Annotated in this window: 8 protein-coding genes; 5 read left to right on the forward strand and 3 right to left on the reverse strand. The window is 57.2% G+C overall.

Going from position 1 to position 15,395, the window contains the following annotated elements; translation table 11 throughout:
- Window positions 1-6 precede the first annotated feature (6 nt).
- The gene (ftsH3, locus tag IGS51_RS01540; protein ID WP_172354567.1) at window positions 7-1,845 is read left to right on the forward strand and encodes an ATP-dependent zinc metalloprotease FtsH3; all 1,839 of its coding nucleotides are present in this window, start codon (window positions 7-9) and stop codon (window positions 1,843-1,845) included.
- A gap of 120 nt (window positions 1,846-1,965) precedes the next feature.
- On the opposite strand, the gene IGS51_RS01545 is transcribed toward ftsH3, so the two are convergent.
- Window positions 1,966-3,279: a lipid-A-disaccharide synthase gene (locus IGS51_RS01545; RefSeq protein WP_297075134.1), complete on the reverse strand. Its 1,314-nt coding sequence runs from the start codon at window positions 3,277-3,279 to the stop codon at window positions 1,966-1,968.
- 405 nt (window positions 3,280-3,684) lie between these two features.
- Between IGS51_RS01545 and IGS51_RS01550 the strand changes: the two genes are divergently transcribed.
- From IGS51_RS01550 to IGS51_RS01560, 3 genes are all read left to right on the forward strand, one after another.
- On the forward strand, window positions 3,685-4,002 hold the full coding sequence (locus IGS51_RS01550) for a DUF6825 family protein (RefSeq protein ID WP_172354571.1): 318 nt from the start codon (window positions 3,685-3,687) through the stop codon (window positions 4,000-4,002).
- Between the two features lie 335 nt (window positions 4,003-4,337).
- A complete protein-coding gene (locus IGS51_RS01555) occupies window positions 4,338-6,041 on the forward strand; it encodes an AarF/ABC1/UbiB kinase family protein (protein ID WP_297075136.1) in 1,704 nt (567 codons plus the stop codon).
- A gap of 149 nt (window positions 6,042-6,190) precedes the next feature.
- Window positions 6,191-6,949 (forward strand): PP2C family serine/threonine-protein phosphatase, encoded by a 759-nt coding sequence (locus IGS51_RS01560; protein ID WP_297075138.1) that lies wholly within the window; start codon window positions 6,191-6,193, stop codon window positions 6,947-6,949.
- Here the strand turns inward: IGS51_RS01560 and IGS51_RS01565 are convergent.
- Window positions 6,946-9,111 (reverse strand): EAL domain-containing protein, encoded by a 2,166-nt coding sequence (locus IGS51_RS01565; protein ID WP_297075139.1) that lies wholly within the window; start codon window positions 9,109-9,111, stop codon window positions 6,946-6,948. The two genes, IGS51_RS01560 and IGS51_RS01565, sit on opposite strands and share 4 nt — an antisense overlap.
- Window positions 9,108-12,032 carry a hybrid sensor histidine kinase/response regulator gene (locus IGS51_RS01570; protein ID WP_297075141.1) on the reverse strand — a complete coding sequence of 975 codons (2,925 nt, stop codon included), beginning with the start codon at window positions 12,030-12,032 and terminating at the stop codon, window positions 9,108-9,110. Before IGS51_RS01570 ends, IGS51_RS01565 begins: the two co-directional genes overlap by 4 nt.
- A gap of 889 nt (window positions 12,033-12,921) precedes the next feature.
- On the opposite strand from IGS51_RS01570, the gene IGS51_RS01575 reads away from it, so the two are divergent.
- A complete protein-coding gene (locus IGS51_RS01575) occupies window positions 12,922-15,099 on the forward strand; it encodes an ATP-binding protein (RefSeq protein ID WP_297075143.1) in 2,178 nt (725 codons plus the stop codon).
- The last annotated feature ends 296 nt before the right edge of the window (window positions 15,100-15,395 follow it).

Below are 15,395 nucleotides of genomic sequence, written 5' to 3' on the forward strand. Positions count from 1 at the left end.
GCCTCAGTGAACAAGCGGTGGAGAAATGCAGGACTGTACGCCCTTCTAGTCGTCGTGGTCATCTTCTTGGCTACGGCACTATTGGACAGACAGCCCCAAGATATTGAAACCTGGCGCTACAGCCAGTTTATTCAGGAAGTGCAGCAGCAGAACGTGAAGCGCGTAGAAATCAGCGCCGACCGCTCTCGCGCCCGCGTCACGCAGGAAGATGGCGAAAAGGCGATCGTCAACCTGCCAAACGACCCGGCCCTGCTGGATATCCTGACCGAGAATAAGGTGGATATCCTGGTCACGCCGCCCTCGGATGATGGCGTTGTGGCTCGCGTCCTCAGCACGCTGCTGATTCCCTTCTTGCTGCTGGCAGTGCTGTTTTTCGTGCTGCGCCGCGCCCAGAATGGCCCCGGCAGCCAGGCGATGAACTTTGGCAAGTCTCGCGCCCGCGTGCAGATGGAGCCGCAAACCCAGGTCACCTTTGGCGACGTGGCGGGCATTGAGCAAGCCAAGCTAGAACTGGCGGAAGTGGTGGACTTCTTGAAGAATGCCGATCGCTTTACGGCTGTGGGCGCAAAGATCCCCAAGGGTGTGCTGCTGGTGGGCCCGCCGGGAACCGGCAAAACGCTGCTGGCTCGTGCTGTGGCGGGTGAAGCTGGAGTGCCGTTCTTCTCCATCTCTGGTTCCGAATTTGTGGAAATGTTTGTGGGTGTGGGTGCATCTCGCGTCCGCGACCTGTTTGAGCAGGCCAAATCCAATGCGCCCTGTATTGTGTTCATCGATGAGATTGATGCTGTTGGCCGTCAGCGCGGTGCGGGGCTCGGCGGCGGCAACGACGAGCGAGAGCAGACGCTGAACCAGTTGCTCACGGAGATGGATGGCTTTGAGGGCAATACGGGCATCATCATCATCGCGGCAACGAACCGTCCGGATGTACTGGATGCGGCTTTGCTTCGCCCAGGACGCTTTGACCGTCAGGTGGTGGTGGATCGTCCCGACTACGCGGGTCGCCTGGAAATCCTCAATGTCCACGCTCGCGGCAAAACCCTGTCGAAAGATGTGGATCTGGAGAAAATTGCCCGTCGGACTCCCGGCTTTACGGGGGCGGATCTGGCAAACCTGCTGAACGAAGCTGCGATTCTCGCGGCTCGTCGCAACCTGACGGAAGTGTCGATGGACGAGGTGAACGATGCCATCGACCGCGTGCTGGCTGGCCCCGAAAAGAAAGACCGCGTGATGAGCGAAAAGCGCAAGTCGCTGGTGGCCTATCACGAAGCCGGACACGCCCTAGTGGGTGCGCTGATGCCCGACTATGACCCGGTGCAGAAAATCAGCATTATCCCTCGCGGCCGCGCAGGCGGGCTGACCTGGTTCACGCCCAGCGAAGAGCGGATGGATTCGGGCTTATATTCTCGCTCCTATCTGCAAAACCAGATGGCCGTTGCCCTGGGGGGGCGCGTCGCCGAGGAAATCATCTTTGGCGAAGAAGAAGTGACCACGGGCGCTTCCAATGACCTGCAACAGGTGGCGCGGGTGGCGCGTCAGATGGTGACTCGCTTTGGCATGAGCGATCGCCTCGGGCCAGTGGCGCTGGGTCGTTCCCAAGGCGGCATGTTCCTGGGACGCGACATCATGGCCGAGCGCGACTTTTCGGAAGAGACAGCCGCTGCGGTGGATGATGAAGTTCGCAACCTGGTGGATCAGGCCTATCGCCGCGCCAAAACCGTGCTGATGGAAAACCGCGCAGTCCTTGATCAGCTTGCCCAAATGCTGATTGAGCGCGAAACGGTGGACTCTGAAGAGTTTCAGGAGCTACTGGCTAACAGCGATGTGAAGATGGCGGCGATTGCCTAGTTTCGCCGAACCCACCGTTCAAACCCAAAGAAGGCGTATTCCTGCTGGGGGTGCGCCTTTTGTCGTGGCTCATGAATTGGGAGTCGTTTTGCCAAGCAAAATCCTGACCCTGAAACCGTTCTATTCCTGAATTCCTAGCTCCGCCACCACAATTTCAGCCAGCTTTTCGGCGGCTCCGGGCTTGCCCCGCACTCGGCGCAGGCGATCGCGCACGGCATCTCGCGTTTCGGGATGCTCCAGCCAGTCTAGCGCTAGGGTCGAAATATCCTCCGGCTTCAGGTTGCCTACCAGTTCCGGCACGATCGCCTCCCCTGCCCAGATGTTGGGCCAGGCCAGCAGGCGAGACTTGCGGAGAAACCACCCATTGATCAGTTTGGCGATCGCCCCGCCCACCCCCGGCAAGTTGGCCAAAAGCCCTGGAATCCCATCCCAGGCTCGCATTGCGTCAAGCTGCTGCGTTGGCAAAAACACAATCATGGGCACTGCCAGCGCTCCCAGTTCCGCCGTATTTGCCCCCACCGTCGTCAGGCAAAGCTGGCATCGTTGCAGCAGGTCATAGGCCGGAAACGGGGTCCACAGGCTGATTTGCAGACCGCTCTCGGTTTTCAGACTGGGGCAATGGGCCGGAAAGGGGCCGCTGGGGTCAGCCGCAGGCAGCAGGCGGGCCGAAACTGCGCCAAAGTAGTGGGCGATCGCATTTTGCGCTGGGTCAGCAAATCGGGCCAGCGTGTCCAAGTCCAGCGTCGGCGCAACCGGAATGACAAACTGCACATCGGGGCGGGCGGCATGGATCTGCTGGGCGATCGCTAGACCCAGTGGCACCCCCTGAGCCAGCTTGGCGGGCTTGGAACCGGGCAGCAGCCCCACCAGCGGCCTATCCGCACCTGGCAACGCTGGAACGTCGGGTAAAAGCGCTGAAGCGGTGGAATCCCCGCTCAGGTCCATTCCCGAATCTACATCCGCCATCAGGTCGCCAATCACGCTGAACTTGTGAGCGTATCGTGCCGGGGCGCGGCTGGCTAACTCTGCATTCATCACGGCAAAGCGGTCAATCCAGCCGTGCCAACGGGTTTCCCACTCGCCATACAGCACCGTGCGATAGCCCAGCCGTTTGCCGATGATCACCGGATAAAACTGGTCGCCGCCGAGAAACAGCACCACGCCGCGATCGCCCCAGTCCCAGTCTTCTGCTGTCTTGCCCCACAGCAAGAACGGGAAGAAATGGGCCGCCGCCTGAATCCGATCCAGTTCGGGATAGCGCTGGGCGATCGCCACCTCCCGCCCGGTTGCATTCGGACAGGGCGACAGCACGAGCGAAATCCGCACCCGTGAACGATCTTGCCCCAGCTTTGCCCGCAGCGCCTGCAACACTGGCCGCACCCAGGTCGCCAGTTCGCCGGGGCCGTTGGAGAGGATGAGGAGGTCTAGAGGCATAGGCGGGTTAAAGATGAGATTCATGGGGGTACATAGCACCAAGGGATGTGCAATTTTGCCGATCCCCTCATCCTTTTCGAGTGGGCCGAAGGCTTTAAGCCCTCTCCTAGAGCAGAAAAGGAACTTCAAGCCTCTTTTGCTCCCCTTCTCCCGACTTGGGAGAAGGGGTTGGGGGATGAGGGAAGATTGAACGTTGCACATCTCGTAGCCCTTGCCTCAGCTATCCGGCAGGAGGCAGGCTCAACTAGAGGCAGGCTCACCCTCTGGTCATCCCATCATCGCATCATCCCCCTGCGCCGAATTTCCACAAAACCTGCGCCGAAATCGTCACCTCGCCGCCCAAATCCGGGCACTCTCAAAGCAGGGCAAGTTATAATTTTTGCGGATATACCGCAAACTTTCTTTATGAGCAGCCCTTTGGTTCACGCATTTTTCGTTGGTCGGGCACTGGCCGAAGCACTGACCGAGCAAGCCAGCAACCTGGCATCTACGCTGGTCAGCGAGGCTGGCAAATTTGATGCCGAACAGCGCGATCGCCTCCGCCAGTTTACCGAAACGGTGCTGGAAAAGGCGAATCGAGAAGCCGCCCAGGCCAGTCAGGGACGCTCCTATGCGGCGGATGGAGCCGGGGAAGACCTGCAAGCGCTGATCGACGACCTGCGGGCCGAAATTGCCCAACTCCGCACCGAGCTTCAGCGCTACCGCAGCCGCTCTGGTATCTAGCCTGGTGGTTCCTCTGGGGATCTCTGGTGCTTTGATCTCCAATGATTTTACCTCCGGTGCTTTTATATCCGGTGCTTTTATAGAAGACATGCTCTGGTTTTTCTAATCCCGATTTTCGGTTTTCCAAGGTCGCGCTCCTGTCCGGTATTCTGTTGTTTTTTTGAGAAGCCTGTCGCGTGTCTGCCCGTTTTAACGATGCTATGTCCCCAGACTGGAGTGCCGAATCTGCCGCACCACTCGTCTCGCATAGGGACGCCCCAACTGGTCACACTCCACAGGCTCCCTTCTCCAAATCTTCTGCTACCGCTCCTTTCACCCCCTCGGAGGCCGCCACGGTGACTTCGCCCATCGACAGCGGTAAATCCTATTCCTCCAATGCCTACCGCTGGAACCGCAAAAGCTACTCGCGGCAGCGGCGCTATGTGGATATTTGGACGTTTGTTTTGCAACTGCTGACGGCGCAGTGGGCCTACAGCAAATCCTGGAGTTATCCCGGCGGCATGACCGAAGAAAACCAGGCTGTCCGCCGCCGCAAGCTCGCCGTCTGGATTCGCGAAACCCTGCTCGACTTGGGCCCCACCTTTATCAAAGTGGGACAGCTTTTTTCCACCCGCGCCGACCTGTTTCCGGTGGAATATGTCGAGGAACTCTCGAAACTGCAAGACCGGGTGCCCGCCTTCGGCTATGAGCAGGTGGAGGAGATTATTTGGCAAGAACTGGGCAAGGGCATCCCCGAACTCTATCGCAGCTTTGACCCGATTCCCATTGCTGCCGCCAGCCTGGGCCAGGTGCATCGGGCGCAACTCCATTCCGGCGAGGAAGTGGTGGTGAAGGTGCAGCGGCCGGGTCTGGCAAAGCTGTTTGACATTGACCTGAAGATTCTCAAAGGTATCGCCCACTATTTTCAGCGGCATCCCAAGTGGGGGCGCGGGCGCGACTGGCTGGGTATCTACGGCGAGTGCTGTCGCATTCTATGGGAAGAGATTGACTATCTCAATGAGGGGCGCAACGCTGACACATTTCGGCGTAATTTTCGCCATGAAGACTGGGTGAAGGTGCCCCGCGTCTACTGGCGCTACAGTTCGCCCCGCGTGCTGACGCTGGAATATGTGCCGGGGATCAAGATCAGCCACTACGAAGCGCTGGAAGCGGCCGGGCTAGACCGCAAGACGCTGGCAAAACTTGGGGCGCGGGCTTATTTGCAGCAGCTTTTGGACAAGGGCTTCTTTCATGCCGATCCGCATCCGGGCAATATTGCAGTTAGCTCCGACGGGGCGCTGATTTTCTACGACTTTGGCATGATGGGTCAGGTGCAGCCTGTCACCCGCGAAAAGCTGATGAATACGTTCTTTGGCATTGCCCAAAAGGACGCGGATAAGGTGGTGGAGGCGCTGGTGTCGCTGGGGGCGCTGTCGGTGTCGGAGGACATGGGGCCTGTGCGGCGATCGATCCAGTATATGCTGGACAATTTTATGGACAAGCCGTTTGAAACCCAGTCCATCAGCGCCATTAGCGATGACTTGTATGAAATTGCCTACGATCAGCCCTTCCGCTTTCCGGCGACGTTTACGTTTGTGATGCGGGCTTTTTCCACGCTGGAGGGGGTGGGCAAGGGCCTTGATCCCGAATTTAATTTTATGGAGGTCGCAAGACCCTTTGCGATGCAGATTATGGCTAATGGAAATGGTTCGGAAACAGGCGGGCTGCTGGAGGAATTCAGCCGTCAGGCAGCCCAGGTCAGCAGTTCGGCGCTGGGGCTGCCGCGCCGCATTGAGGATACGATCGATCGGCTGGAGCGGGGAGATATTCGGCTGAGGGTGCGATCGCAGGAGACGGATCGCGTCCTGCGTCGCCTGAGTAACGTTAATATGGGGACTAATTACGCTCTGTTGGCGGGTGCGTTTACGCTGTCGGCGACGATTCTGCTGGTGAATAACCTGATTTGGGTGGCGGTGCTGATGGCGATTCCGGCGGCGATCGCCCTGTTTTCCTGGGTGCGCCTAATGATCCGCATTGACCGCGCCGACCGCATGTTCTAGAGCTATCTCCGTAAGCTATCTCTGTAGCTGTCTGAAGCTGTCTGAATGAGTAGCGATCTGTTTAGTAATTTCCTAATTAGTAGTGTCCTAACCCTGAGCGTCCGCGTTTTACCCTACCGATTCTCACCCCTCCGTCCGCTGCCTCGATTATGAAGTGCCTTTTTACCGGAATTACCGACCCGGGACTGCTGCGCAGCGTCAATCAAGACGCATATTACATCGACCCCAATGGCCGGTTCTTTATCGTGGCAGACGGCATGGGGGGGCACGCGGGCGGGCAGGAGGCAAGCCTGATTGCCACCAAGATGATTCAGAATTATCTGGACTCTCACTGGACTTCCGACGAGGATTCGCGGACGCTGTTGGAGCGGGCTTTTTTGATCGCCAATCGGGCGATCGTGCAGGATCAGTCTCGGCATCCCGAACGGTCGGACATGGGCACAACGGCCGTTGTAGTGATGTTTCGCAACGGTCAGCCTTGGTGTGCCCATATCGGGGATTCGCGGCTCTATCGCCTGCGGGGAGCCAAGCTTGAGCAGATTACTGAAGACCATACCTGGGTGGCCCGCGCCATGAAGGTGGGCGACCTTACCCCAGATCAGGCCCGCGTGCATCCGTGGCGACATATCTTGTCCAAATGCCTGGGGCGGGAAGACTTGCGACAGATCGACGTGCAGCCCATTGATGTGCAGGGGAGCGATCGCCTCTTGCTCTGTAGCGACGGACTGACGGAAGAGCTATCGGATCACCTGATTGCCTTTCACCTCAAGTCGATTCGCGCCTGCGACAAGGCGGCGGCAGCTCTGGTCAACGCCGCCAAGGACAAGGGCGGACGCGACAACATCACCGTCGTAATCGTGGCGATGGATAGTCAGCCGCTATCCGACCTTCCCACCACGTCGCCCTAATCCTTGACGCTGAATTCCCGAAGCCACTGCCCGACCTCCCAGGGCGGCAAGGGACGACCCCAATAATAGCCCTGACCATATTCACAGTTCAGGCTTTTTAGCAGTTCCGTTTGCTCTAGCGTTTCGATGCCCTCTGCCACCACATCCAGGCTGAGCGCATGACCAAGGGCGATAATGGCTTTCACAATATCAGCATTGAGTGCCAGGTTATAGGTAAACGTGCGGTCGATCTTGAGGGCGTGGATGGGCAGGCGACGCAGATAGCCCAGGGAAGAATAGCCCGTCCCAAAGTCGTCAATGTCGATATTGATGGAGCGCGATCGCAGCTCATGCAGCAGCGTGATCACCGTTTCTGCATTGTCGATCAGCATACTCTCAGTAATTTCTAGCGTCAGGCTGGCCCCTGACAAACCATGCTGTGCCAGCACGTCGTCAATATACGCCAGCAGCCCCGGCTCCTGAAGTTGCTTGACCGAGAGATTGACGCTCACCCGCAGCGGCGGCATTTCCGTAAACTGGCGCTGCCATTCAGCCATTTGCCGACAGGCTTCTTGCAACACCCACTTCCCCAGCGGCACAATCAGCCCTGTTTCTTCTGCAATGGGGATAAACTCATCGGGCGGCACTAGCCCGCGCTGCGGATGGTGCCAGCGCACCAGCGCCTCAAAATCTGCTAGCCCCTCGCTCGACAGCGACACAATCGGCTGATAATGCAAAACAAATTCCTGCTGCTTGAGCGCCTGCCGCAGGTCGCTTTCCAGATGCAGCCGTTTTAGCACCTCCTGATGCATCACCGGATTAAAAATTTCATACCGCGCCTTGCCCTGGGTTTTGGCGCGATACATGGCGATATCGGCATCGCGCAGCAGTTCTGCCCCATCTTGATACTCAAGCGAACTCAGCACAATGCCGATGCTAGTGCTGATAAAGACATCTCGCGCTTCCAGAACAAATGGCGTTTGCAGGGATTCCAAAATGCGAGTGGCGACCTGGACGGCTTCCTGGGCGCTTTCAACATCGTCCAGCAAAATCACAAATTCGTCACCGCCGAGACGAGACAGCAGATCCGTCGGGCGAATCAGTTGGTTAAGCCGAGTGGCAATTGCCACCAAGAGGCGATCGCCCACCCCATGCCCCAGACTATCGTTCACCAGCTTGAACCGATCCAAATCGAGAAATAGCACCGCAAAATGAAACCCGTCGTAGCGCCGGGCCCGCCCCAGCGACAGCTTCAGCCGCTCCATCAGCAGGGTGCGGTTGGGCAAATCGGTGAGATTATCGTGCAGCGCATTGTGCAACAGTTGGTCTTCGGTCTGCTTGCGATCGTGAATATCCACACAGCAGCCAATAAAACCTGCAAACTCCTGTCCAGCCGTCAGCAAAGGCACACCCGTTTCCAACACCCAGCGATAGGCCGAGTGAGCATCCCGCAGGCGATATTCTGCAACAAAGTTCTGGCGCTGCTCGACTGCGGCTTCATAAATCTGGCGAACGCAGGGCAGGTCTTCTGGATGGATACGCTGCATCCAGGCATTGCCGAGCAATTGCGATGACGAATCGCCCGTAAACTCTAGCCAGCGCTGATTCACAAAGCTATGCTGACCGTCCGGCTCAGCCATCCAGATCAGCACCGGAGCCGCATTGGCAACTGTCCGAAAGCGCTCTTCGCTGGTCTGCAAATGCAAGTAAAGCTGCGCCAGTTCGCGGGTGCGTTCATTGACCCGCTGTTCGAGTTCGGCATTGAGGCTGAGAATTTCGGCTTTGGCCCGTTGCAGCGAAAGCTGATTTTCCACACGGGCGACGATTTCCTCAAGCTGAAAGGGCTTGGTAATGTAGTCTACCCCGCCGACCTGAAACGCCCGCAGTTTGTCCGAGCCAGAATTGAGCGCACTCAAAAAAATCACAGGGATATCCTGAGTGGCGCTGTCTTGCTTGAGCCGCTGGCAAACCTGAAAACCATCCATCTCCGGCATTTTGATGTCGAGCAGGATGATATCAGGCGGGCTGTTTTTGATACCAATCAGCGCGAGGGCCCCAGAAATCGCGCACTGTACCTCGTAGCCCTGGCTCGTCAGGTAGCCTGCCAGCAGCCGCAGGTTGTCGGGGGTGTCGTCAACCACTAGGATTTTGCCCGGATGGGTCTTGGGATGCCCCTCAGTCATGGCTGAATTACACGCCGAGTAAGTTCGAGGATGAGATCGTAGCGAAAATGGTCAACTAACTGTCGAAGCTGAGCGGCCAGGCTGTGGTGATCGGGGGGAATTTCATCAATCACCGCCAGAATCCGCTGGGAGTTGAGGCTCTGGGCGGTTTGGTAAAGCGTTTCTCGCCACGCCAGGGGCATGACCAGCAGAGCATCGGCATTGAGCGCAGTTTGCGAATCGACCGACTGCGGAGCCGGGGGCGTTTCTTCGTATTGGTATTGCACGCCTAGATGTTCCCTGATTTTGCTGAACAGCGTCTCGTCTTGAAAGGGTTTGCGAACAAAGTCGTCGCAGCCTGCCGACAGCACCATTGCCCGCTCTTCTTCGTAAGCGCTGGCGGTGAGCGCAATGATTTTGGTGGGCGTTTGGTCGGGGTTGTTGCGCTCTAGGGCGCGAATTTGGCGGGTGGCTTCGTAGCCATCCATCACCGACATCCGCATGTCCATCAGAACCAGATGGGGCCGCCAGCTCTGCCAATGGGCGATCGCCGTCAGTCCATTTTCAGCGTCTTGCAGCTCGAACCCCAGCGGTGCTAGTAGCCGCAGAATGAGCTGGCGATTTTCCCAGCGGTCATCTACAACCAAAACGCGATAGCGGGGCTGATCGGCGGCCACACCCACGACACGCCGCGCCGGAACGATGTAGGGCAGCGCTGCCGCTTCCACGAGATCGACGGGCACCTCCAGCGCAAACGTTGCACCCTGCTCCAGCACGCTACGAACCGTCAAATCACCCCCCAAAGCCCGTGCAAACTGCCGACTGATCGCCAGTCCTAGGCCTGTCCCTTGGCTGGCCTGCTGTCCCAGCGCCGTCTGCACAAACGGCTCAAAGATACTGTCCAAATCCGCAGCGGCAATGCCGGGGCCAGTATCGCTCACGGTAAAGCGTAGGCGAATGGGCGGCGAGTCGGGCGCGGCTATTGCTGCGGGAGCCTCCCTTGGCAGGTTGTCTGGGTGGTCTTCGGCAGGAGTTTCGATCGGCGTATCTGCTGATATATTTGCTGATGTATTTGCCGGTGTATTTGCTGGTGTATTTGCTCGTGTCTCTGCCTCTGCTGCTTTTGCAACCTCACCCTGGAGCCACACCTCGACGTACAGCGTGACGCTGCCAACCTGCGTAAACTTGATCGCGTTGCTCAACAGGTTAATCAGAATTTGCCGCAGTTTTTTCTCGTCGGTGCGGATGTAGCGAGGGACGGCTGGGGCATGGCTGACCGAAAGCTGAAGCAGTTTGGTGTCTGCCCGCAGTTCAAACATTTCCTCAAGCTGGGTCAGCAGTTGATACAAATCGAAGCAGTCTTGTACGACGGTGGTGCGTCCTGCTTCCAGCTTGGACATGTCCAGCACGTTGTTGATCAGGCTGAGCAGGTGTTCTCCGCTGTGGCTGATGATGCTGAGGTAAGTTTGCTGGTCAGCATTGCCTGCAAATTCCCGTCGCAAAATGCGCGTAAAGCCCAGAATGGCATTGAGCGGGGTTCGCAGTTCGTGGCTCATGCTGGCCAAAAATTCGCTTTTGGCCTGGTTGGCGACCTCTGCGGCCGTCTTGGCTTGTTCTAGCTCGGCCGTGCGCTCTGCTACCCGTGCTTCTAGGTCTGTAAAAGATACTTTGAGCTGTTGGGCCATTTGGGTAAACGAATCCGCCAGGGTTTCTAGTTCCTGAATGCCTGTCGTGGTCACGCTTTGGTTGAGATTGCCGCTGGCGATCGCCTGACTTGCGGCTCCCAACTGCTGGATCGGCCGGGTAATCCACTGAGCAGTGAGAAACCCAAGTGCGCTGGCGATCGCCAATGCCAGCAAGCACAACAGAATCGTATTGCGGGTATTGGTCTGGATTTGTGCCATGAAGTCGGATTCTGGCACTACAACCACAATTAGCCAGTCCAGCCCGTGCCCGTCTGAAAAGGGCATCACCTCTACAAACTCTCGCCGTCGATTGTTCCTAAAGTCCAACTGCTGAGCCGTTTGAATTTGCGCCAGATCGCCAAACTGGTCGAGCAAAAATTGGCTTGTTTCCCGAATCAGCGGCACTTGGCTATCGATCCCCCGCAGGCGTTCCGCATTCTGACCGTTGCCCTGATCGGTGAACGGTCGCTCGCCCGTAGAAGAGGCCACGATGTAGCCCGCTCGATCAAGGACAAAGGTTTCGCCCGACTTTCCAATACTGAGGCTATCTAGAAAATCGCTAATTCCTGTGAGGTATACATCAGTGCTGATCACCCCCCGAAACACGCCGGCCCGGTCAAAATAAGGACGGCTCGTGGAAATGCCCAGGTTTGCCTCGATATAGTACTGGTAAATGTCGTTCCAGACTGGCTTCCCGGCGGCTTTGGCGTTGCGATACCAGGGGCGCGTGCGGGGATCATATTGCGGATACGTTTCAACCCCGCGATCGGTCGGGTTTCCGGCTGCGTCTGCTTGCGTAATGGTATTTACAAAATTAGTCGTTTGATCCGTCGTTTCTACGACTACTGTTCCGTCTGCTTTGCGGCCTGCACCTGCATACTCCGACAATTCGCCGCCAAAGCTGATATAACTAACCGTGGGAAACTGCTGAAGCCGCGCATACAGGTAGCGCCGCAGGTTGCCCATATCGCTGGGGTTCCACAGGTCAAAGCGGCGGATGGCATCATCGGCGATCGCATTAATCGTATGAGGGGTTTCCAGAAACGTCCCAAGCTGTTGATGAATGCGGGCGGCCACCTCGCTGCGAAGCTGGCTGGCAACATTGTTTACCGCTCGCTGGCCGTTGCGGATCGATAGCCACCCCGTCAGCCCCACCGCCGCAAAGATTTGCAGCGCAAAGGGCAACACCAAGAGCGATCGCAACGGCAGTCCTCTCGCTAGGCTGGGGCGGGCACGGGGGGGAATGGATGGGTGCATAATCTGGATTGTGTTGGGGCGAACACAGCTACCGTTCGGTAAAGACGGGGCTGGAATAGGGCTGGAATAGGGACAGCACTCCGTAATACTCTTACAACAAACAAATCGCAAGGGGACACAAATCGCAAAGAGTAGAGTAATGATGGAACGATGATTGATAAATGATAAAAAATTGATTAAGTTGAGTGTTATGTCGTATCATCCCTTAGCCCCACAGCCGTCAGGGTCTTAAAGGTAGGTTTGAGGCTGCCTCAGGTAGAGAGTTTCAAGAGTTCCATCCAGTGCTTGTGTCGGAACAACGTACTATTTGCAACTTTGGATGTTGGTTTGCGCGATGGGCACACTCTTGCAGCAAAAGCGGCGAAACTGCTTCAGAATGCGGGTCAAGTCTTTGATAGCCTTTGAGAATTGCAAGTGAGAATCACAAACAGATCGCTGCCCCCTTTAGAAGGCCATGTAGCAATTGAAACTTTTTAGCCTAAGTAGCCTGAAAGTCAGGCAATTGCAGAGAGGCACGATATCAGTCTTGTCAGAACTCAGCTTTATCATTCCCTCTGCACTCAAATAGTAACGCTGCGCCCGATCTCGCTTTCAGGTCTCAAAAACTCAGAAACTTCCAAAAACTCAGAAGCAAAGTTTCGCAGTTCCTGCTTAAGCGAGGTAGGCGGTTATCCGGTTAGACCAGACCCCAATGAGCCTTACACCCTGACTACAATCAAGAATGCGCCTTATGTTGCTGCACACGCTGAAATTTGCGAAAGACTTGGCCACCAAAGCACTGCATGTTATTGCTTTAACCAAGGTCGCCACAGCGAGCAATACAGGCTTTGCAAGTGCGGGCTTACCCGCGACAAACCAGGGAGACGCAGTGGGGTCGAGGAGGTAGGGAATGGCTGCACGCTGGCTTGGACTATTGGGGTGGGACAGGATCGGGCATTTTTATGAGGAAGCAAGCCTGGGCATGGGGTCTGCTGCGTCTTCGTTTATTCCGCATGGACACTGCTATTTGTGGCAGCCGGGGCTGGTGGGGCTACATGTCGGCTCCGATGCGCTGATTGCCCTGGCATATTATTCCATTCCGCTAACGCTGTACTACTTCGTTCGCAAGCGGAAGGATTTGCCCTTTAACGATATTTTTCTGCTGTTTGGCGCATTTATCGTAGCCTGCGGTACGACGCATTTGCTGGAGGTGTGGACGCTATGGCATCCAGACTACTGGCTGTCGGGTTCGATTAAGCTGCTGACCGCAGGCATATCCTTGTTTACGGCGAAAGAACTATTTTCGATCGTGCCCAACGCGCTGGCGCTGCCCAGCCCGACTCAGTTAGAACAGGCAAACCAAGAACTCCAGGCGCAGATTGCCGAGCGTATGGCGATTGAGGCAGAACTGAAGCGCTATCAGGCCCAGCTCGAAGACCGGGTGGCGGAGCGCACGGCCCAGCTTGAAGCATCCAATCATCAGATGGAAGAACTGCTGCGTCGAGAGCAGGAAGCCCGCAGCCAGACCGAGCAAGCCCGCACCGAAATTCAGCGCTACGCCAATCGCCTGACGCTGGCGCTGGATGCCGCAGAGATGGGCTTTTGGGAATGGGATATCGACTCTAATCGGATTACAGGTACGCCGCAGTTTGCCAGGATTTTGGGGCGCGAACCGTCCAGTCTGGAGAATTTTGACGTGGAAGACTGGAAGGCGCAGATTCTGCCTGAAGATCGGGCGTTGGCTGCCTCGGTGACAGAAGCGGCGATCGCCCAGTGCCAGACCTTTCGCTGCGAATATCGCCTGAAGCATCCCGATGGCAGCCTGCGCTGGGTCAACTCGGTGGGTCGCTGTGAGTATGACGCAGACGGGCAGCCCATGCAAATGTCGGGGGTGCTAATCGACACGACCCAGCGCAGGCTCGATGAAGCCAGCCTCCGCGAGAGCGAAGAGACGACCCGCCGACAGCTTGCAGAAATCGAGGCGATTTACACCACTGCGCCGATTGGCCTGTGCGTGTTTGACACCCAGTTTCGCTACGTGCGGCTGAATGACTTTCTGGCAGAAATCAACGGCATCCCCATCGAGGATCACCTGGGCAAAACGGTTTGGGATATCGTGCCAGAACTGGCCGAGCATCAGGAACGGGTTTTGAGGCAGGTTGCCAGCACGGGGCAGCCTGTTCTCAACTTGGAGGTGCAGGGAGAAACGCCGCTGAAACCTGGCGTGCTGCGCGACTGGCTGGCAAATTATTATCCCCTATGGGGGCTAGACGGCAACTTGCAGGGCATCAACGTCACGGTGCAAGAAGTGACCGAGCGCAAGCGTGACGAACGAGAGCTAGAGGCGCGAGCGCAGGAGTTGGCCCAGTTGAACCTGCTGCTGGCGCAAAGCACGGCCCAGGTGCGCGAACGCAATCAGGAGCTAGATCAGTTTGCCTACGTGGTGTCGCACGATTTGAAGGCTCCTCTGAGGGCGATCGCCAACCTCGCCTATTGGATCGAAGAAGACTTAGACGATTCCCTGCCAGAAGAAACCCGGCAGCATCTCACTCTGATGCAAAGCCGCGTCCGCCGGATGGAGGGGCTGATCAACGGGCTGCTGGAATATTCCCGCATTGGTCGCTCCGATACGACGACGGAAACCGTCAACCTGACGACGCTGCTGCATGAAGTCGTTGATTTGCTCGACCCGCCGGACACCGTGCAGATTCTTGTCCCTAAAGAGTTGCCAACCCTGACGACCAAGCCGCTGCTGCTCAGCCAGGTATTGGCAAACCTGATTGGCAATGCCATTAAACACCGCGATCGCCCGGATGGACGGGTCGAAGTCACTGTTGCCGACCAGGGCAGCCACCTTCGATTCACCATCGCGGACGACGGCCCCGGCATCGACCCCCGCTATCAGGATCGCATCTTCGCCATTTTCCAAACGCTAAAGTCCAAAGACGATCAGGAAAGCACGGGCATTGGGCTATCCATCGTCAAGAAAATCATCGACACCGAGGGCGGCGAGATTCACCTGGAATCTGAATTGGGTCAAGGAACCACGTTTTGGTTTACCTGGCCGAAGGGCGGGATAGAGCGATAGTGGAGCGATGGTGGAGTGACGGTGGAATTATGGTGAATGGAGTGACGGTAAATGGAGTGATGGTGAATGGAGTGATGGGGTTAGTGGAGTGATAGGGTTAGCAAAGTAGCCGCCTCCCAACCGCCCCCCTGCTCACCCTCTCCCGTCTGCCCCATCTCTGCCCATGCACGCCGCCGACACCGCGATCGCCCATCTCCAAGCTCACAAGTCTGCCTGGGCAACTTTGCCGATTCCAGCGCGGCTAGACTTGCTGCATCGCTGCATTGCAGGAACGGTGGCCGTAGCAGAGGATTGGG

It is taken from the genome of Thermoleptolyngbya sp. M55_K2018_002 (assembly GCF_015295965.1).
Taxonomy (GTDB): Bacteria; Cyanobacteriota; Cyanobacteriia; order Elainellales; family Elainellaceae; genus Thermoleptolyngbya; species Thermoleptolyngbya sichuanensis.

Excerpts from the sequence above, each read along its gene's own strand:
- IGS51_RS01545 (WP_297075134.1), bottom strand. The coding sequence starts at position 3,279 with ATGCCTCTAGACCTCCTCATCCTCTCCAACGGCCCCGGCGAACTGGCG.
- IGS51_RS01550 (WP_172354571.1), top strand. The coding sequence starts at position 3,685 with ATGAGCAGCCCTTTGGTTCACGCATTTTTCGTTGGTCGGGCACTGGCC.
- IGS51_RS01575 (WP_297075143.1), top strand. The coding sequence starts at position 12,922 with ATGGCTGCACGCTGGCTTGGACTATTGGGGTGGGACAGGATCGGGCAT.
- IGS51_RS01565 (WP_297075139.1), bottom strand. The coding sequence starts at position 9,111 with ATGACTGAGGGGCATCCCAAGACCCATCCGGGCAAAATCCTAGTGGTT.
- IGS51_RS01570 (WP_297075141.1), bottom strand. The coding sequence starts at position 12,032 with ATGCACCCATCCATTCCCCCCCGTGCCCGCCCCAGCCTAGCGAGAGGA.
- IGS51_RS01560 (WP_297075138.1), top strand. The coding sequence starts at position 6,191 with ATGAAGTGCCTTTTTACCGGAATTACCGACCCGGGACTGCTGCGCAGC.